General features: G+C 67.4%; 17 protein-coding genes. 7 read left to right on the top strand and 10 right to left on the bottom strand.

The window, feature by feature from the left end:
• The first annotated feature begins 43 nt into the window (after positions 1-43).
• The 6 genes from ACZ50Q_RS12025 (at position 44) to ACZ50Q_RS12000 (ending at position 6,649) form a co-directional block, all read left to right on the top strand.
• The gene (locus ACZ50Q_RS12025; RefSeq protein WP_464081628.1) at positions 44-994 is read left to right on the top strand and encodes a hypothetical protein; all 951 of its coding nucleotides are present in this window, start codon (positions 44-46) and stop codon (positions 992-994) included.
• On the top strand, positions 976-2,676 hold the full coding sequence (gene recJ / locus ACZ50Q_RS12020; RefSeq protein WP_076520418.1) for a single-stranded-DNA-specific exonuclease RecJ: 1,701 nt from the start codon (positions 976-978) through the stop codon (positions 2,674-2,676). The genes ACZ50Q_RS12025 and recJ overlap by 19 nt, the downstream gene beginning before the upstream one ends.
• 197 nt (positions 2,677-2,873) lie before the next feature.
• A protein-coding gene (gene prfB, locus ACZ50Q_RS12015) for a peptide chain release factor 2 (RefSeq protein WP_139208535.1) occupies positions 2,874-3,978 on the top strand; the annotation gives its coding sequence in 2 pieces (ribosomal slippage) (positions 2,874-2,954 and positions 2,956-3,978; 1,104 coding nt in all).
• Positions 3,979-4,021: 43 nt separating this feature from the next.
• Positions 4,022-4,777, top strand: coding sequence for an SDR family oxidoreductase (locus tag ACZ50Q_RS12010; protein WP_464081627.1), 756 nt, complete (start codon positions 4,022-4,024; stop codon positions 4,775-4,777).
• A 12-nt stretch (positions 4,778-4,789) separates the two neighbouring features.
• Positions 4,790-6,313, top strand: coding sequence for a lysine--tRNA ligase (gene lysS, locus ACZ50Q_RS12005; protein WP_464081626.1), 1,524 nt, complete (start codon positions 4,790-4,792; stop codon positions 6,311-6,313).
• 15 nt (positions 6,314-6,328) lie between these two features.
• The gene (locus ACZ50Q_RS12000; protein WP_076520415.1) at positions 6,329-6,649 is read left to right on the top strand and encodes a preprotein translocase subunit TatB; all 321 of its coding nucleotides are present in this window, start codon (positions 6,329-6,331) and stop codon (positions 6,647-6,649) included.
• Here ACZ50Q_RS12000 and ACZ50Q_RS11995 read toward each other — a convergent pair.
• The 8 genes from ACZ50Q_RS11995 to ACZ50Q_RS11960 form a co-directional block, all read right to left on the bottom strand.
• Positions 6,633-7,283 carry a TetR/AcrR family transcriptional regulator gene (locus ACZ50Q_RS11995; protein ID WP_092580343.1) on the bottom strand — a complete coding sequence of 217 codons (651 nt, stop codon included), beginning with the start codon at positions 7,281-7,283 and terminating at the stop codon, positions 6,633-6,635. The two genes, ACZ50Q_RS12000 and ACZ50Q_RS11995, sit on opposite strands and share 17 nt — an antisense overlap.
• A gap of 5 nt (positions 7,284-7,288) precedes the next feature.
• Positions 7,289-8,443 (bottom strand): thiolase family protein, encoded by a 1,155-nt coding sequence (locus ACZ50Q_RS11990; protein WP_464081625.1) that lies wholly within the window; start codon positions 8,441-8,443, stop codon positions 7,289-7,291.
• Positions 8,440-10,308 carry an AMP-dependent synthetase/ligase gene (locus ACZ50Q_RS11985; protein WP_464081624.1) on the bottom strand — a complete coding sequence of 623 codons (1,869 nt, stop codon included), beginning with the start codon at positions 10,306-10,308 and terminating at the stop codon, positions 8,440-8,442. Before ACZ50Q_RS11985 ends, ACZ50Q_RS11990 begins: the two co-directional genes overlap by 4 nt.
• Positions 10,305-11,099 carry an ABC transporter ATP-binding protein gene (locus tag ACZ50Q_RS11980; protein ID WP_083714458.1) on the bottom strand — a complete coding sequence of 265 codons (795 nt, stop codon included), beginning with the start codon at positions 11,097-11,099 and terminating at the stop codon, positions 10,305-10,307. Before ACZ50Q_RS11980 ends, ACZ50Q_RS11985 begins: the two co-directional genes overlap by 4 nt.
• Before the next feature lie 64 nt (positions 11,100-11,163).
• Entirely contained in the window at positions 11,164-12,345 is a 1,182-nt protein-coding gene (locus tag ACZ50Q_RS11975; protein WP_092580335.1) for an ABC transporter substrate-binding protein, read from the bottom strand.
• 52 nt (positions 12,346-12,397) lie between these two features.
• Positions 12,398-13,435, bottom strand: a complete 1,038-nt coding sequence (locus ACZ50Q_RS11970) for a branched-chain amino acid ABC transporter permease (RefSeq protein WP_076520410.1) — start codon at positions 13,433-13,435, stop codon at positions 12,398-12,400.
• 3 nt (positions 13,436-13,438) lie between these two features.
• Positions 13,439-14,317 (bottom strand): branched-chain amino acid ABC transporter permease, encoded by an 879-nt coding sequence (locus ACZ50Q_RS11965; RefSeq protein WP_008159212.1) that lies wholly within the window; start codon positions 14,315-14,317, stop codon positions 13,439-13,441.
• On the bottom strand, positions 14,317-15,141 hold the full coding sequence (locus tag ACZ50Q_RS11960) for an ABC transporter ATP-binding protein (RefSeq protein WP_464081623.1): 825 nt from the start codon (positions 15,139-15,141) through the stop codon (positions 14,317-14,319). Before ACZ50Q_RS11960 ends, ACZ50Q_RS11965 begins: the two co-directional genes overlap by 1 nt.
• Positions 15,142-15,394: 253 nt before the next feature.
• Between ACZ50Q_RS11960 and ACZ50Q_RS11955 the strand changes: the two genes are divergently transcribed.
• Positions 15,395-16,198 carry an enoyl-CoA hydratase/isomerase family protein gene (locus tag ACZ50Q_RS11955; protein ID WP_464081622.1) on the top strand — a complete coding sequence of 268 codons (804 nt, stop codon included), beginning with the start codon at positions 15,395-15,397 and terminating at the stop codon, positions 16,196-16,198.
• A gap of 30 nt (positions 16,199-16,228) precedes the next feature.
• Here ACZ50Q_RS11955 and ACZ50Q_RS11950 read toward each other — a convergent pair whose 3' ends face one another.
• Positions 16,229-17,014 carry an enoyl-CoA hydratase/isomerase family protein gene (locus ACZ50Q_RS11950; protein ID WP_464081621.1) on the bottom strand — a complete coding sequence of 262 codons (786 nt, stop codon included), beginning with the start codon at positions 17,012-17,014 and terminating at the stop codon, positions 16,229-16,231.
• On the bottom strand, positions 17,011-18,222 hold the full coding sequence (locus ACZ50Q_RS11945; RefSeq protein ID WP_464081620.1) for a CaiB/BaiF CoA transferase family protein: 1,212 nt from the start codon (positions 18,220-18,222) through the stop codon (positions 17,011-17,013). The genes ACZ50Q_RS11950 and ACZ50Q_RS11945 overlap by 4 nt, the downstream gene beginning before the upstream one ends.
• Positions 18,223-18,237: the final 15 nt, after the last annotated feature.

The following is an 18,237-nucleotide window of genomic DNA, read 5'->3' as shown; positions in this document are numbered from 1 at the left end:
CGGCGCTAAGTTCCCCATCCCGCCGCGGACTACAATCGCGGCCATGCTGATCGTCATTCCGGGCGCCCTGCCCGCCCTTCCCGTCGCCGCCGAGCTGGCCAAGCTGCTGCCCGAACGCGCGCCCACCCTGCACGGCTGGCTGCAGGCCGCCACCGCCCGCCCCCAGGCCTACGACCTGCGCGCGCATGGCTGCACGGCCTTTGAATCCTGGCAACTCGAACGCGCGGGCTACGTGCCTGAACAGGGCCTGCTTCAGGGCGCTGGCCTCGGGCCGTTGCTGGCCAGGGAGCAGGATGGCGCGGGGGCCGGCGAGCCGGTCTGGCTGGCCGAGCTGATCCACCTGGCCTTGGGGGCCGATCAGGCGACGCTCCTGGACCCCGCCGCCATGGACCTGCGTGACGAAGAAACGGCCGCGCTCCTGGAGACCGCCCGTCCCCTCTTCGAAGACACCGGCTTCTCGGTCGAGCCCCTGTCCGCCCAGCGTTGGCGTCTGCGCCTGCCGGCGGGCCTGCGCCCCCAGACCGCCAGCCCCATGGCCGTGGCCGGACAACGCCTGAACGATTGGTGGCGCCAGGATGCGGAAACGCGCCCGTGGCGCCGCCTGCTCAACGAAATACAGATGGCGTGGCATGAACACCCCGTCAACGACGACCGCGCGGCCCGCGGCCTGCCGCCCGTCAACGCGCTTTGGTTGTACGGCGGCGGCACCCCCTGGCCGGCGGCCCCGGCAGGCGCCGCGCAGGTGCTGACGGGACTGGACGCCCCGCAGCGCGCGGGCGACTGGGCCGCCTGGCTGGACGCGCTGGCCGAACTCGACGCGCAGCACCTGCGTCCGCTGGCCGCAGGCAAAGGCCTGCCCGCCACCCCCGTGCAGATGCTGCTCCTGGGCGACGACCGCAAGGTCGCCCTTGACCTGAAACCGCGCGGAGGCCTGCTCGGCTTGCTGCCCGCGCCCAAGAAAAACTGGAGCGCCTGGTGGTCTCACCCCGCTTAACGATCCGTCCGGCCGACCTGGCCGCCTGCCACGTCCTGGAAGCCTCGGGCATCCACCCCCTGCTGGCCCGTCTGTGGGCCGCGCGCGGCGTGACGCATCCCGATCAGACCCGGCTCGCGTGGCCCTCGCTGCTGCCCCCCGCCGGCCTGACGCATTCGGCGCATGCCGCCGGCGTCCTGGCCGACGCCATCCAGGCCGGCAAGAAGCTGCTGATCGTGGCCGATTACGACTGCGACGGCGCCACCGCCTGCGCGGTCGGGCTGCGCGCGCTGTCCGCCATGGGCGCGGACGTCGACTTCCTGGTGCCCAACCGCTTCGAGACCGGCTACGGCCTGTCGCCCGCCGTGGTCGAACTGGCCTGCCGGCACCGTGCTGGCAAGCCCGACATCATCATCACGGTGGATAACGGCATTGCCAGCGTCGACGGCGTCGCCGCGGCCAACGCGGCCGGCATCGGCGTGGTCATCACCGACCACCACCTGCCCGGCGACACCCTGCCCGACGCCCTGGCCATCGTGAACCCCAACCAGCCAGGCTGCGGCTTTCCGTCCAAGAACCTGGCCGGCGTGGGCGTCATCTTCTACATGATGCTGGCGCTGCGCGCCGAACTGCGCCGTCGCGGCGTCTACGCCCCCGACGGCGGCCCGCGCCTGGACGCGCTGTCCGACCTGGTCGCCCTGGGCACGGTGGCCGACGTGGTCAAGCTGGACGCCAACAACCGCCTGCTGGTCACACAAGGCCTGCAGCGCATGCGCAGCGGCCGGCTGCAACCGGGCCTGCGCGCGCTCTTTGCCGTCGCCGGGCGCGAACCGCGCAGCGCCAACGGCTTCGATCTGGGCTTCGCCCTGGGTCCGCGCATCAACGCCGCGGGCCGCCTGGCCGACATGAGCCTGGGCATCGCCTGCCTGACCACCGACGACGAAGCGCAGGCGCTGGAAATGGCGCGCGAACTGGACAACATCAACCGCGAACGCCGCACGATCGAAGCCGAGATGCGCGAGCAGGCGCTGGCCGCCATGGAAGCGCCCGACGCCGCCGCGGGCGCCACCGTCTGCGTGTTCGACCCGGGCTGGCACCAGGGCGTCGTGGGGCTGGTCGCCTCGCGCCTGAAAGAGAAATTCTGGCGCCCCACCCTGGCGTTCGCCCCGGCTGGCGATGACGAAATCCGCGGTTCTGGCCGGTCGATCCCCGACGTGCACCTGCGCGACGCGCTGGACCTCGTCTCCAAGCGCCATCCCAACCTGATCCGCAAGTTCGGCGGCCACGCCATGGCGGCCGGCCTGACCCTGGGCCGCGGCGACTTTCCGGCCTTCGCGCCCGCCTTCGACGCCGCAGTCCGCGAACTGACCGGACGCGACACCTTCGAGCCCGTCATCGAGACCGACGGCTCGCTGGAATCCGGCTACGCCAACGCCGACGTGGCCGGCATGCTGCAGCAGCAGGTGTGGGGCGCGGGCTTTGCCGCGCCGCTCTTCCTGGACGAGTTCGTGGTGCGCAACCAGCGCCTGGTCGGCGAAAAGCACCTGAAACTGTCGCTGGAGCGCGGCCACCAGCGCTTTGACGCGATCTGGTTCGGGCATGACCAGTCCCTGCCTGAACGCATCCAGGCGGCATACCGGCTGGAGCAGAACGTGTGGAACGGGATGGTGTCCGTCCAGTTGGTCATCGAGCACGCGGGTTAGGCGGGACCCTCGGAATCGAACGCGTCCCCCTATATAAGTAAGGTGTCTGACACCCGTGTGAGATCCGCTACATACCTAGTGCACTTCACACGGGTGTCAGACACCGGCCTGCCCCTTTGCCACCGCGCGCCCGCGAACTTGGCTCATCCACGGTAAAATGCCAGGTTTCGCACAAAAGTCATCAGGACAGGATCATCATGGAAGCCGAACGTCAGAACCAGCTCGCAGCCCGCCTCGCCGATTACGCGGAGCGCGAACAGGCTCTACGGAGGTATCTTTGACTACGATGCCAAAGCTGAACGCCTCCAGGTCGTAAACGCCGAGCTCGAAGACCCGGCCGTCTGGAACGACCCCAAACACGCCCAGGACCTGGGCCGTGAAAAGAAATCCCTCGAGGACGTGGTGGAAACGCTCACGAGCCTGGGCTCGGGCGTTGCCGACTCCCTGGAGCTCTTCGAGCTGGCCGCCGCCGACGACGACGGCGCCACCCTCGAATCCATCGAACAGGACGCCGACGCGTTCCAGGCGCGGCTCGAAGCCCTGGAATTCCGCCGCATGTTCTCCAATCCGGCCGACCCCCTGAACTGCTTCCTGGACATCCAGGCCGGCGCAGGCGGCACGGAAGCGCAGGACTGGGCGTCGATGCTGCTGCGCCAGTACCTCAAGTACGCCGAACGCAAGGGCTTCAAGGCCGAAATCCTCGAAGAATCCGACGGCGAAGTCGCGGGCATCAAGTCGGCCACGATCAAGATCGAAGGCGAATACGCCTTCGGCTACCTGCGCACCGAAACCGGCGTGCACCGCCTGGTCCGCAAGAGCCCCTTCGACTCCTCGGGCGGCCGCCATACGTCGTTCGCCAGCGTCTTTGTCTACCCGGAAGTCGACGAGTCCTTCGAAGTCGAAGTGAACCCCGCCGACCTGCGCGTGGACACCTATCGCGCATCGGGCGCGGGCGGCCAGCACATCAACAAGACCGATTCGGCGGTACGTCTGACGCACATTCCCACCGGCATCGTCGTGCAGTGCCAGAACGACCGTTCGCAGCACCGCAACCGCGCCGAAGCCATGCAGATGCTGAAGTCCAAGCTCTACGAACTGGAAATGCGCAACCGCATGGCCGAACAGCAGAAGCTGGAAGACTCCAAGACCGACGTGGGCTGGGGCCACCAGATCCGTTCCTACGTGCTGGACCAGAGCCGCATCAAGGACCTGCGCACGAACGTCGAAATCTCCAACACGCAGAAAGTGCTGGACGGCGACCTGGATCCCTTCATCCAGGCCAGCCTCAAGCAAAACGTCTAAGTTCCGCGATTCTTCCCGCTCTCACGCACCCAGAGGTCCACGAATGTCCGACACCATTGCAATTCTCACCGGCGCATCGCGCGGCATCGGCGCCGCCATGGCGCGCGGCCTGGCCAAACCCGGCACCCGCCTGATCACCCTGGCGCGCCGCGAAGACCCCGAACTCGCCGCCCATGCGCGGTCGCAGGACGTGCAACTGGAACAACTGTCCGTGGACCTCTCGGACCTGGGCGCGGCCGCCGCCGCGGCCGAGCGCATCTGCGCCGCGCTGCCGCGCGACGCCAAGCGCTATCTGCTCATCAACAACGCGGGCACGGTGCATCCCGTGGCGCGCACCGACGAACTCACCGACGCGGCAGCCATCACCGCCGCGTTCAACCTGAACGTCACCGCCGTCATGCTGCTCACGGCGCGCTTCCTGGCCGCCGTGGCCGACATCAAGGCTGACCGCCGCATCCTGAACATCTCCTCCGGCGCGGGCCGCAATCCGAACGCCGGCTGGGGCGTGTACTGCGCCACCAAGGCCGCGCTCGACATGCACGCCCGCGTGGTCAAGCAGGAACAGGGCGCCGACGGCGCCCGCATCGTGGCGCTGGCCCCCGGCATCGTCGACACCGACATGCAGGCCGCCATCCGCGCCAGCTCCGCTGAAAGCTTCCCCGCGCTGGCCAAGTTCCAGGACTTCCACGCCACCGGCAAGCTGTCCTCGCCCGCCAACGTGGCTTCCCGCATCCTCGCCTACCTGGATCGCGAAGATTTCGGCACGACCGCAATCGACGACATCCGCAATTACGACTGATCCCCCCCGACCATGACCGACCACTCGACCACTCCGGCTCCCGCCCAGGATGAAAACCGCTTGATCGCCGAACGGCGCGCCAAGCTGGCCAAACTGCGCGAAGCCGGGGTCGCGTACCCCAACGATTTCGTCCCGGACGCCCGCGCCGCCGCGCTGCATGACCAGTACGACGGCCAGGAGCAGGAAGCCCTCGCCGCCGCCGGCGTCACCGTCAAGGTCGCCGGCCGCATGATGCTCAAGCGCGTCATGGGCAAGGCCAGCTTCGCCACGCTGCAGGACAGCACCGGCCGCATCCAGATCTACCTGGACCGCGGCACGCTGGGCGAAGACGCCTACGCGGCGTTCAAGCAATGGGACATCGGCGACATCATCGCGGTCGAAGGGTCGGTCTTCAAGACCAACAAGGGCGAACTGTCGGTGCACGCCGCCTCGGCGCGCCTGCTGTCCAAGTCGCTGCGCCCGCTGCCCGACAAGTTCCACGGCGTGGCCGACCAGGAACTGCGCTACCGCCAGCGCTACGTCGACCTCATCATGACCGACGCCACGCGCCGCACCTTCGAGGCGCGCAGCAAGGCCGTGGGCAGCATCCGCCAGTTCATGCTGAACGCGGGCTTCCTCGAAGTCGAAACGCCCATGCTGCACCCGATCCCGGGCGGCGCGGCGGCCAAGCCCTTCGTCACGCACCACAACGCGCTGGACATGGAAATGTTCCTGCGCATCGCGCCCGAGCTCTACCTCAAGCGCCTGATCGTGGGCGGCTTCGAACGCGTCTTCGAAGTCAACCGCAACTTCCGCAACGAAGGCGTCAGCCCGCGTCACAACCCCGAATTCACGATGATGGAGTTCTACGCAGCCTACGCGGATTACCGCTGGCTCATGGACTTCACCGAGGAACTGATCCGCCAGGCCGCCATCTCGGCCACCGGCAGCGCCGTCCTGACCTACCAGGAACGCGAATTGGATCTGTCCAAGCCGTTCGACCGCCTGACCATCTGCGAAGCCATCCTCAAGTACACGGACGGCTACACCCAGGCCCAACTGGACGATCCGGCCTTCGTGCGCGCGGAACTCAAGAAGCTGGGCGCCGACGCCGACGGCCCGGTGCTGTCGCGCGCCGGCCTGGGCGCGCTGCAACTGGCCCTCTTCGAAGAGACGGCCGAAGCCAAGCTCTGGAACCCCACCTACATCATCGACTACCCGGTCGAAGTCTCGCCGCTGGCGCGCGCGTCCGACACGCGCGACGGCATCACCGAGCGCTTCGAGCTCTTCATGACCGGCCGCGAAATCGCCAACGGCTTCTCCGAGCTGAACGACCCCGAAGACCAGGCCGAACGCTTCCGCTCGCAGGTCGAAGCCAAAGACGCCGGCGACGAAGAAGCCATGTACTACGACGCGGACTACATCCGCGCCCTGGAATACGGCATGCCTCCGACGGGCGGCTGCGGCATCGGCATCGACCGCCTGGTCATGCTGCTCACCGACAGCCCCAGCATCCGCGACGTCATCCTCTTCCCGCACCTACGCCGTGAAGACTAAACCGCGGACGGCGTCATGATCTTCAAGATCCTGATGCTGCTGCTGGTCGTGGCGGGGCTGGTCTACTGGATCAAGCAGCCCCGCCGCATCCAGCCCGGCGCCCCTTACCCGTCCGTGCCCGCGCGCCGGCCGGCATTCATCGTGCTGTGCGTCGCCACGGCCATCTCCCTGGTCGCCGCCATCCTGACCGCGCTGCTCTGGATGGGAGGCGTCGCGGGCGGCGTCACCGGCGGCGGGTATCACGGCGAGGCCGATTTCCTGCTACCCGTCTCGGGCTCGCTCCTGGCGCTGGCCGTCGCCTGCGCCGTGGGCGCGTTCATCAAGCGGCGGGGCTAGGGCCCAGCGGCCACTTTCCGGCCCCCGCCGGCAGCGCCGGCAGGGACGCCTGCAGCATCGCATCGATGAACTCCGCGGGCGCCAGCCGCCCGCCCGGCTTGTACCATTGCACCGTCAGGTTCATCGCGCCCAGCACGCATCGCTTGATGATGCGCGCATCGCCGCGCAGCAGACCCGCCTCCACCGCCCCCGCCACCACCGACTGCCACATCGCCTCGTAGCGGTCGCTCAGCACCTTCACGGCCGCCTGGCTGGGCGCGGACAGGCTGCGCCATTCGTAGACCAGGGCGTTCATCGCATCGCCGCCGGCGCCGTGCAGCATGCTCCACATGTGGACGCGGAACAGCGCCGCCAGCCGGTCTGCGGGCACGCCATAGCAGGCCAGCGCCTTCTCGCCAAGGTCGATCACTTCCTGGATGCCATTGTTCATGACCGCGACCAGGATCTCCTCCTTGCTGCGGAAATGATGAAAGAGGCTGCCCGACTGCAGCCCCACGGCCTTGGCCAGCTCGCGCACCGTCGTGCGCTCGTAGCCGTGCCTGCTGAACAGCCTGCCGGCCGCCAGGACCAGTTCCCGGCGCCGTTCCGACTCCGCGCCATCGTCCCGCGACGCGGGGGTCCCGGTCTTGTCCATGCGGCTCAGAGCCTCTGGATGATGGTCGCGGTCGCCATGCCGTGGCCGATGCACATGAGCTGCATGCCCAGTTCGCCTTCGGTGGCCTCCAGCCCCGCCAGCATCTTGGCCATCAAGCCGGCGCCCGTGGCGCCCAGCGGATGCCCGTGTGCAATCGCGCCGCCCCACGGATTGACGCGCGCCAGGTCTGCGCCCAGCTCGCGCTGCCAGGCCAGCACCACGCTTGCGAAGGCCTCGTTGATCTCGATCCAGTCGATGTCGTCCAGCGACAGGCCCGCGCGGGCCAGCGCCTGCCGCGCCGCGGGGATGACGCCCGTGAGCTGCATCACCGGGTCGGAGCCCACCGCCACGCGCGCCAGAAAGCGCGCGCGGGGCCGCAGGCCATCGGCGAGCGCCGCATCCTTGTCCCCCAGCAGCACCGCCGCCGCGCCGTCCGCAAGCTGGCTCGCGTTGGCCGCGGTCACGCCGCCCTGCCCCGGTGCGCGCATGGCCGGCGCCATCGCCGCCATGCGGGCCGCGTCCGTGGTCTCGCGGATGCCTTCGTCGCGACGCGGCGCCCCCGGCGGCCCCGCCAGCAGCTCGGCATGCAGGCCGGCGCTGGCAGCCGCCCAGGCGCGGGCGTGGCTCTCGCGCGCCCATTGATCCATTTCCGACTGAGACAGCCCCCAATGGCTGGCGATGCGTTCCGCGCTCTCGATCTGGTGGATCAGCGGATAGCGTTCCAGCAAGGCCGGATTCAGCGATTCAAAGCCGCGGAACTCCGACTGGCCCAGCGTCACGTCCAGGAACATGGGCACCCGGCTCATGCTCTCGACCCCGCCCGCGACCACATAACGCATATCGCCCGCGGCAATGGCCTGGGCGCCGAAATGCACGGCCTGCTGGCTGGACCCGCACATACGGTTCAGCGCCACGCCCGGCACGCTTTCCGGCAGTCCGGCCAGCATCGCCGCCAGCCGGCCGATATTGGCGCCCTGCTCGCCCGCCTGGCTGACGCAGCCGGCAATCAGGTCTTCGACCTTGTCCCCCGGCAGCCCCGCGCGCGCCAGCAATTCCTCCACGGTCCGGGCCAGCAGCGTATCCGGCCGCGTCTGCGCCCACCCGCCGCCGCGCCGCCCGAACGGCGTGCGCACGGCCTCCAGGATCACGGCTTGGTTCATGCCGTCGTCTCCTCATCAACGTAGAGCATTTCGATTTCGTTTGCGTAGGTGCGGTAGATGCTGGCGCGCCGCACCTTCATCGTCGCGGTGACTTCGCCGTCGTCGTGATCCAGTTCCTTGGTCAACAGGTGAAAGCGCTTGATCTGTGCCACGGGCGCCAGCCCCGCATTGGCGCGCGCCACCTCCTGCTGCACCAGTTCGCGCACCTGCGGGCACTCGGCCAGCGACCGGAAGTGCGTGAAGGCAATGCGCCGAGACTCCGCCCACTTGCCCACCGTATCGAATTCAAGCTGGATCAAGGCGGACACATACTTCCTGCCGTCCGCGATCACAATGCATTCCTTCACGTAGGGGCTGCCCTTGACCGCATTCTCGATCTCCGACGGCGTGAGGTTCTTGCCGCCCGCCGTGATCATGATGTCCTTGAGCCGGTCGACGATGCGCACGCGGCCGTCGTCCTGCGCCACGACGTCGCCCGTGTGCAGCCAGCCGTCGCGCACGGCATCGGCCGTCGCATCGGGATTCTTGTAGTAGCCCTGGAACACCATATCGCCGCGCACCAGCAGCTCGCCAGCATCGCCGATGCGCCATTCCACGCCCAGGATCGGCTCGCCCACCGTGCCCACCTTCACGCGGTCCGGATGCTGTCCGAAGATCATCCCGGACGATTCCGTCAACCCGTAGACCTCGACCAGCGGCACGCCCAGGGTGCGGAAATACCGCACCACGTCCGGCGGTATCGGCGCGGCGCCCGTCATCGCCACCCGCACGCGGCGCAGGCCGATGAAATTCTGCAGCGCACGCAACACCAGCCAGTACCACAGCCAATGCGTCAGCCGTTCGCCCACCCCATACTGCCCGGCGGACTTCTCCAGGAACGGCGCGCACCGCGCCAGCGCCTTGCGGTACAGCCACTGCTGCAGGCGCCCGGCCTCCTGCATCTTGATGGAGATCGCCGCGTGCAGCTTCTCCCAGATACGCGGCACGCCCAGGAAAATCGTCGGCGCCACTTCGCGCAGGTCCTCCTGCACGGTACGGATCGACTCGCCGAAATTCACCTGCGCGCCCAGGTAGATCGGCACGAACGTGGACAGCATCTGCTCGGCCACGTGGCACAGCGGCAGATACGACAGGTGCACGCTGGACGCGTCCATGGACAGGCGCTCGGCGATGCCCGGCGCCACGCCGCGCATGTTGCGGTAGCTCAGCATTGCACCCTTGGGCTTGCCGGTGGACCCGGACGTATAGATCATCAGCCCGGTATCGTCCAGACGCTGGCCGTCCAGCATCGTATTCAGCGCGGCCAGTTCCAGGGTCTCGCGCTCGCGCCCTCCGGCCTCGACCTCGGCAAACGTCACGATACGCGAGCGGTCCTGCGCCGCGTAGGAACGCAGGCCCTTGGTCTCTATCATCACGATGCGCCGCAAGCGCGGCAGCCTGTCCGCCACCTGCAGCACCTTGTCGGTCTGCTCCTGGTCTTCGCACATCACCAGTTCGACGTCCGCGTGTTCCAGCACGTAGCCCATCTCCTCGGCCGGACTGGTGGAATAGACGCCCACCGCCACGCCCCCGACCGCGCCCGCGCCCATCTGCGCAAGCAGCCACTCCACCCGGTTGTCCGACACGATGGCCACCCGCCCGCCCGGGCTCAGCCCCAGCGCGCGCAGTCCCAGGCCGACGCGGCACGCGCGCTGCCAATATTCCGCCCAGGACAGGGGCTTCCAGATGCCGAAATCCTTTTGCCGGATGGCGACGGCTGACGGCTGCCGGCGCGCCTGCTCGCGCAGCATCTGCGGCAGCGTGAGCGCGGGCCAGCCGGCGGCGGCGTCGCGCGCGGCGTTCGGGCCTGCGGCGCCGTCCATCATGACAGCCAGCGCTTGCGGCGCTTGTAATGCTTGATGTCGCGAAAGCCCCGCGCCTCGCCGGACCCGCCGACGCCCAGGTAGAACTCGCGCACGTCCGGGTCCGCCGCCAGCCGGTCGGCCGACCCGTCGATCACCACCTTGCCGGTCTCCATGATGTAGCCGTAGTGCGCCACCGCCAGCGCCACGGATGCGTTCTGTTCCACCAGCAGCATCGACACCCCCTGTTCGATATTGATGCGCGCAATGATCGAGAAAATGCTCTCGACCAGCATCGGCGACAGACCCAGCGACGGCTCGTCCAGCAACATCAGCCTGGGCTGGGCGATCAGCGCGCGGCCGATGGCCAGCATCTGCTGCTCGCCGCCGGACAAATACCCGGCCAGGCCGCGACGCCGCTCGAACAGCCGCGGAAAGTAGCCGTAGACCAGGTCGAAATCCGCGCGCGCCGCAGGCCTGCCAGTCAGCGCGTAGGTCGCGGCCACCAGGTTCTCTTCCACGGTCAGGTCCTCGAACACCCGGCGCCCTTCCATCACATGCGCCAGGCCCGACCGCACCAGGTTCTGCGGCTTGACGCCCGCGGTGTCGCCGCCGCCGAAGACGATCTGGCCGCGCACCAGCTCGCCATCTTCCAGGCCCAGCAGGCCCGACACCGCCTTCAGCGTGGTGGATTTGCCGGCCCCGTTGCTGCCCAGCAGCGCCACGATGCTGCCGGCCGGCACCGACAGGGACAAGCCGCGCAGCACCTGCACCGCCTTGTTGTAGACGACCTCGATGTTGTTGATGTCGAGCACCGCCTGCGGCGGCGCCGCGGCATTCGTGTCCGCACGCGCGTCATGTCCCGGGTTCACGGCCGCCTCACTTCAGAACGATCCAGTCGGAAGCGGGCACCATCTGCTTCTGCTTCACGTCGGCGCGATAGATCCGGCCCACCGGTATCGAATTGCCCTTGATGGAGATCGGCACGCCGATCAGGCCGCCCGTGTCGAAATCCTTGATGCCGTCCAGCGCGGCCTTCATGTTGGCCGCGTTCAGCTCCTTGCCGGCGTCCAGCGTGCGCTTGGCCACTTCCGAAAACAGCATGGCGGCCAGGAAACCCTGCATGTAGCCGGTGCTCTGGTATTGGGGCCGCATTTCGCGGATCTTCTTGAGCATCGGCGCATCGGCCGCCGTGTCGTAGTAATAGCGATAAGGCATCACGCCCATGAAGCCCTCGGCATCCTCGCCCATCTGCATCACGGTCGAGTTATCCATCGTCCAGAACGTGCCCATGTAGCGCGTCTTCAGGCCCATGCGCTTGCCTTGCCCCACGAACTCGGGAATGGGCGCCAGCACGTAGCCATGGAAGATGGTGAAGTCCGGATCGGCGCGGCGCAGCTTGATGACCTCGGTCGACACGTCCACGCTGCCTGGCGGCGTCATGATCTCGGTGACCACCTTCAAGCCCAGCTTTTCCGCCACGGCGCGCGAACTGGCGATCGGATCGCGGCCGAACTCCGTGTCCGAATACACAAAGGCGACCTTGGCGCCCGGCTGCTCCTTGGCGATGTAGCGCAGCAGGATGCCGAACATCTCGGTGTAGTCAGGCCCCAGCATGAACTGCGCGGGGTACTTCGCCGGATCGTTCAGCTCGGTGGCGAACGAGGCGCCCGTCATCAGGATGTCGCCCGTGCGGTTGAGCTCCGCATTGATGGTCTTGGAAAAGCCGGTCGAATCCCCGTAGTAGAAATTCACCTTGTTCTGGCTGGTGATCTTCTTGAACGCCGCGACCGACGCGTCGACCTTGTAGGCCGTGTCCTCGGGCACATAACGCAACTTGCGGCCCTTGATCCCGCCCTGATCGTTCACGATCTTCACGTAATCCGTGATGCCCGCATGGATGCCCTGCCCGGCGAAGGCGAACACGCCGCTCAGCGGAATCGAGCCGCCCAGCACCAGGTCCTCGGCCGCCTGCGCCGCCGGCGCCGCGGACAACGCCGCCGCCAGGCCCAACGGGGCCAACCACCTCGATAAACCGCTGCCTATCCGGATGCGCTTCATGGTTTGTCTCCTGGGTCTTATGGGTGGCCGCCGTCACGCCGCGCGCGTCGCGCTACGTGCGAAATGGCCATAGGTGAAAGAATCGGCGCACGCGCCGCCAGATTTCCGCGAGCCCGTGCGGCTCGAAGATCAGGAAGCCCACGATCAGCAGGCCGAAAACAATGGTGCGCACGGGCGAAATCAGCCGCAGCGCGTCGCCGCCCACCGGCAGCCAGCCGACGACCAGCTTGAGGAACTCCGGCACCATCGTCATGAAGAGCGCGCCCAGGATGGATCCCAGAATCGATCCCATGCCGCCCACGATGATGGCCGCCAGGAAGAAGATCGACATGATGAGCGGAAAACTCTCCGGCGTGACCACGCGGAAGAAGTACGCCCACAGCCCGCCCGCCACGCCGGCATAGAACGAAGACAGCCCGAAGGACAGCAGCTTGTAGCGCAGCAGCCGGATGCCCAGCACTTCGGCCGAAATGTCCCGGTCGCGGATCGCGATGAAGGCCCGTCCGATGCGGGTGCGGAACAGATTCGCCGCGCCCAGCACCATCAGCACGGTCACGGGCACGATCAACCAGTAGATCTTGAACGAGGTATCCAGGTCCATGCCGAGGATCCGCGCCGGCGGCACCTGCAGGCCGCTGGTGCCGCCCGTGAACTGCCAGTTCGCGAAGATGAAGTGCGCGATGAACGACGCCGCGATCGTGGAGATGGCCAGGTACAGCCCCTTGACCCGCAGCGAAGGAATGCCGACCAGCAGCCCGCCCACCATCGCGACGCCGCCGCCGGCAAGCAGGTTGACGAGGACCGGCGTGCCCAGGCGCATTTCCATCACCGCCACGGTGTACGCGCCCAGTCCCATGAACGCCGCCTGCCCCAGGCTGACCAGCCCTGTATACCCCGTCAGGATGTTCAGCCCCGTGGCGCTCGCGATATTGATCGCGACCAGACAGGCGAGATACAGCCAATAGGCATTGGCCACGAAGGGAAACAGCACCAGCGACGCCGCCAGCAAGGCCAGCCACACGTGCTGCGTGCGCGTGTCGAAAAGCGCCTCATCGGCCAGGTACGTCTGCTTGGCAGTCGCGATGCGCATGGATCAGAGCCTCTCGATTTCACGGGTGCCAAAAAGCCCATAGGGCCGGGCCATCAACACCACGACCAGCACGACAAACGTGGCCAGCAGCTTGTATTCGCCGCCCAGGTAGGCGCCGGCCCAAGCCTCCAGCAGGCCGATGAAGATGCCGCCGACCAGCGCCCCGGCCACGCTGTCCAGGCCGCCCACGATCACGACCACCAGCACCGACAGGCCAAACACCCCCATCGACGAAGAGATGCCGCCGATGGCGCCCACGATCACCCCCGACACCGCCGCGATCGCGCCCGCGGTCACCCAGGCCAGCGAAAAAACGCGCGGCACATTGATGCCCATGGCATAGGCCGCGCCCTGGTCCGACGCCGTGGCCCGCAGCGCGACCCCGCCGCGCCAGTAGCGGAACACCACCAGCACCAGCAGGGCCAGGACCACCGCCACCCAGAACCCATAGAACACCTTGGGCGCCACGAACGCCTCGCCCACCATGACAGGCGCGCGCGGCATGAACTCCGGCAGGCGGCGCTGGTCCGCCGTCCAGATGAGTTCGACGGCGCCCACCAGGATGGACGCCAGGCCCACGGTAATCATGAAAACGGAGATCGGCGACTCGCCGAGCATCGGCCGTATCGTCAGGCGCTCGACCACGGCGCCCAGCGCGCCGGACACGACGACCGCGCCCACGATCGCCAGCCAGATCGGCCACGCCATGCCCGTGGCGAACGCATAAAACACGTAAGCGCCCAGCATCAGGAATTCGCCGATGGCGATATTGACCACGCGGGTCGCCTTGTAGACGATGACGAAGGCCAGCGCGGCCAGCGCATACAGGCCGCCGCTGCCCAGGCCCGCCAGCGAGACCTCCAGGAAGAACAGCCAGTCCATCAGGCCGCCTCCCGCAACCGGCGGCGCAGGTCGCCGACATCGCCCGCGCCCAGGTAAGCCTTGATGACCTCCGGATTGGCCTGCACCTGCGCCGGCGTGCCATCGGCAATGACCTGCCCGAAATTGAGCACCACGACGTGATCGGACAGGTCCATCACCATGCCCATGTCGTGCTCAACCATCAGCACCGTCACGCCCCACTCCGTCCGCGCATCCAGGATGAAGCGCGCCATGTCGTCCGTCTCTTCGCGGTTCATGCCCGCCACGGGCTCGTCCAGCATCAGCACCTTGGGCTGCATCGCCAGCGCCCGCGCCAGTTCCACGCGCTTTTGCAGACCGTAAGACAGCGCGGCCACCGGCGCGTGGCGGATATGGTCGATTTCAAGGAAATCGATGATGCGCTCTTCGATGTCGGCGCGCAGCGCCATCTCCTCGCGGCGCGCACGTCCCAGATAAAACAGCGCATCCAGCACATTGGTGCGCAGGTGTGCGTGGCGGCCCAGCTTGATGTTGTCCAGCACCGTCATGCCGCGAAACAGCGCAATGTTCTGGAAGCTGCGCGCCAGGCCCAGCCTGGCGCGCTCGGGCGCGGCCATGCGCGTGATGTCGCGGCCTTCAAAACGGATCTGCCCGGAAGCGGGCTTGTAGAAACCGGAGATGGTGTTGAACAACGAGGTCTTGCCGGCGCCGTTCGGGCCGATGACCGTAGTGATGGAACCGGGCGCGACGCGAAAGCCCACGCCGGTCAGCGCCTTGACCCCGCCGAACGCCAGCGTCACCCCATCCGCCTCCAGCAAGGCAGGCCTGTCGGACTGATCCACCATTTGTCTCCCCGCTTGTTATGCGAAGTTTTCTTGCCGCCTGAGGCGGACATTTTTTACGACGGTGAACCTGGCGAACCCGCGAGGCAGGAGATGCAACGAACCTGTCTTTACCTACGCCAGTACAGCGCCGGAAAATCGTTCTATGCGTTACGCTAAGCGTGCTTAAAACAAAACCAAGCAAGCGCTCGGTTCAGACCTTAGCATCGCGGTTTTTAGATCGACAGTTGGTATTTACCCGAAACGGAGACAAGCCATGAACCAGGAACTACCGACGTTCCAGACGCTGCTGCTGGAGACCGACGGCGCACTCGCCACCCTCACGCTCAACCGCGCGGATGCGCTCAACGCCATCGACGTCGCCATGGCGCGCGACCTGCAACGGGCCGCGCAATGGATCGAAACGCGCGATGCACTGCGCGTCGTGCTGCTGCGCGGCGCGGGCAAGGCGTTCTGCGCGGGCGGCGACATCGGCATGTTCACAGGCGAGCCCGCGACCGTGCGCGCCACGCTGTCCGACCTGTTCACGCCCTTGAATGATTTTGTCGGCCGCATCCCGCGGATGGACAAGGTCTGGCTGGCGCAGATCCACGGCGTCGCGGCGGGCGCGGGCCTGTCGCTGGTCCTGGCGTGCGACCTCGCCATCGCCGACGCGGGCGCACGTTTCATGACGGCCTACCTGAAGCTGGGCGCCACGCCCGATGCCGGCATGACGCATGGCCTCATGCGCGCGGTGGGTCCCAAGCGTGCACTCGATCTATTGCTGCGACACGACGCGTTCACGGCCGATGAGGCGCTGGCATGGGGCATCATCACGCGCACCGCCCCGGCGGGCGAGCTGACGGCCTCGGCACAAGCCTATGCGCAAGACATCGCTCGCCACGCGCCGCACGGCATCGCGGGCGCAAAAAGCCTGCTGCGCAGCGCCGCACACGCCACGCTGGAAACCCAGTTGGCCGAAGAAACGGCGCGCTTCCTGGACACGGCCGCGCGCGGAGACTTCAGCGAAGGCGTCGCGGCGTTCCGCGAAAAGCGCCCTCCCCGCTTTACAGGCCGATAACCACTGGCCTATGCCTGCTGGCCAACAACGCTAGCGCGGATCGCCCGCGTTGGCCCACGCCGGCGCGCGCTTCTGCATGAAAGCGCTCAAGCCTTCCCGCGCTTCGAGCGTGGCCGCGGCATTGCAGAACACCTCCACCGCCGTGGCCACCTTGCGCCGGTATTCATTGTCATTGGCATAGACGAAGGCGCGCCGGCCCATCGCCAGGACCTGCGGCGGTTTGTCGGCCAGCATCCCCGCCAAGGCGCGTGCCTGCTCCATCAATCCGCCTTCCGGCGCCAGCCGCGTGACCAGGCCCATCGTGTGCGCCTCCTGGGCGCTGAAGGTGCGGCAGGTAAAGAGCAGATCGAAAGCCCGATGCTTGCCCACGATGCCCGGCAGATGCACGTAGTGGATCGCGGGCAGCACGCCGACGTCTATCTCCGGATAACCGAACGTCGCGCTCTGCGCGGCCACGATCATGTCGCTGGAAATGGCCACCGTCATGCCCCCACCGCGAACCGCGCCTGACACTACGGATATCGACGGTTTGGTGAGATTGAATTGCGCGTCGTACAGCTTGATGTAAAGCTTGGTCAGCAATTCGTGCACCCGCGCAGGCGTGCTTTGCAACAACTTCTTCATATCCAGGCCGGCGCAGAAGCGTCCGGGCAGGCCGCTCGCCAACAGCACCGCGCGCACGTCCGGATCGGCATTGGCCCGCTCCAGCGCGCTGATCAACCCGTCAAGCACGTCCACATCCAGCGCGTTGACGGGCGCATGGCACAGATGAATCTCCGCGATGCGATCGCGCACTTCATAACGCAGGGATGTCATGCGGCGTCTCCGTTGTGGGCATTCTGCTGAATGCTGCCATCGGACAGCATCGCATCGATCTCGCAGGCTTCATAACCCAGTCCCGCCAGGATCTCGCGGCTGTGTTCGCCCAACATCGGCGCCGGCAACGCGGCCTTGCGCGGCTGGCGACCAAAGCGCACGGGCAGGCCCACGTTTCGCACTTCGCCCAGGACGGGATGCTGGCTGGTGACGATGAGCTCGCGCGCAGCGACCTGCGGGTGCGCCAGCGCCTGGTCCAGCGTATGGATGGCCGAACACGCGATCCCTGCCGGCTTGAGCGCAGCCAGCCATTGCGCCACGGTGCGCGTCTCGATCCGCGACTGCACCAGCGCGACGGTGGCATCAAAATTGCGGACGCGATCCGCATTGGTTGCGAACGCCGGCGCATTCGCCTCGGCCGCCAGGTCCGCGACCGCGCAGAAGCGCTGCCACTGCGCGTCGTTGCCCACGCCCAGCATGAGGTCGCCGTCGGCGGCGCGAAACGCCTGGTATGGACACATGGCGGGATGTCCGGTGCCCATGCGGCGCGGCACCTTGCCGGTGCGCCAGTAGTTCTGCGCCATGTACGACATCAGCCCCAGCGACGTATCCAGCAGGGACACGTCCAGGTACTGTCCCCGGCCCGTCTGGCTGCGCTCCAGGAGCGCGGCAAGAATGCCGCTCAGGGCGAACGAGCCCGTTCCCAGGTCCACCGGCGAAAAGCTGGCGCGCGCGAAGTTGCCGCCCGGTTCGCCCATGGTGCTGATCATGCCGCTGAAGGCCTGCAACATCACGTCGTAGCCCGGCTCCTCGCCCATCGGCCCCTCCCGGCCATAGCCCGAGATCTCGCAATACACGAGGCGGGGATTGATGACGCTCAGCGTCTCGTAATCCACACCCAGCCGCGCGGCGGTCCTGCCGCCGAATCCCTGCAGCACGACGTCGGCCTGTGCTGCCAGCCGATGCACCACGGCACGCCCGGCCTCGGTTTTCAGGTCCACCGCCAGGCTGCGCTTGTTGTGGTTGACGGCCAGGAAGGTCGCCGATTCGCCCGCATCCTGGGGCAGCCAGGCCCGCGTGTCATCGCCCGCGCCCACCGGCTCGACCTTGATCACGCGCGCGCCCAGCTCGCCCAGGTATTGGCCGCACAGCGGCCCAGCCAGCACCTTGCTCAGGTCCAGGACCGTGATGTTCTTCAATGGAGTCATGCGATCTTCGCCTGC

It is taken from the genome of Achromobacter sp. T5-5 (assembly GCF_055397965.1).
The sequence above is the reverse complement of the archived record's forward strand: the minus strand, read 5'-3'. Positions and strand labels throughout refer to the sequence as shown.

What these genes read in the sequence shown, in the direction of transcription:
- ACZ50Q_RS12025 (WP_464081628.1), top strand. Translation starts at nt 44, where the DNA reads ATGCTGATCGTCATTCCGGGCGCCCTGCCCGCCCTTCCCGTCGCCGCC.
- ACZ50Q_RS11990 (WP_464081625.1), bottom strand. Translation starts at nt 8,443, where the DNA reads ATGAACCAAGCCGTGATCCTGGAGGCCGTGCGCACGCCGTTCGGGCGG.
- ACZ50Q_RS11985 (WP_464081624.1), bottom strand. Translation starts at nt 10,308, where the DNA reads ATGATGGACGGCGCCGCAGGCCCGAACGCCGCGCGCGACGCCGCCGCC.
- ACZ50Q_RS11975 (WP_092580335.1), bottom strand. Translation starts at nt 12,345, where the DNA reads ATGAAGCGCATCCGGATAGGCAGCGGTTTATCGAGGTGGTTGGCCCCG.
- ACZ50Q_RS11960 (WP_464081623.1), bottom strand. Translation starts at nt 15,141, where the DNA reads ATGGTGGATCAGTCCGACAGGCCTGCCTTGCTGGAGGCGGATGGGGTG.
- lysS (WP_464081626.1), top strand. Translation starts at nt 4,790, where the DNA reads ATGACCGACCACTCGACCACTCCGGCTCCCGCCCAGGATGAAAACCGC.
- ACZ50Q_RS12000 (WP_076520415.1), top strand. Translation starts at nt 6,329, where the DNA reads ATGATCTTCAAGATCCTGATGCTGCTGCTGGTCGTGGCGGGGCTGGTC.
- ACZ50Q_RS11965 (WP_008159212.1), bottom strand. Translation starts at nt 14,317, where the DNA reads ATGGACTGGCTGTTCTTCCTGGAGGTCTCGCTGGCGGGCCTGGGCAGC.
- ACZ50Q_RS11995 (WP_092580343.1), bottom strand. Translation starts at nt 7,283, where the DNA reads ATGGACAAGACCGGGACCCCCGCGTCGCGGGACGATGGCGCGGAGTCG.
- ACZ50Q_RS11945 (WP_464081620.1), bottom strand. Translation starts at nt 18,222, where the DNA reads ATGACTCCATTGAAGAACATCACGGTCCTGGACCTGAGCAAGGTGCTG.
- ACZ50Q_RS12010 (WP_464081627.1), top strand. Translation starts at nt 4,022, where the DNA reads ATGTCCGACACCATTGCAATTCTCACCGGCGCATCGCGCGGCATCGGC.
- ACZ50Q_RS11955 (WP_464081622.1), top strand. Translation starts at nt 15,395, where the DNA reads ATGAACCAGGAACTACCGACGTTCCAGACGCTGCTGCTGGAGACCGAC.
- ACZ50Q_RS11970 (WP_076520410.1), bottom strand. Translation starts at nt 13,435, where the DNA reads ATGCGCATCGCGACTGCCAAGCAGACGTACCTGGCCGATGAGGCGCTT.
- ACZ50Q_RS11950 (WP_464081621.1), bottom strand. Translation starts at nt 17,014, where the DNA reads ATGACATCCCTGCGTTATGAAGTGCGCGATCGCATCGCGGAGATTCAT.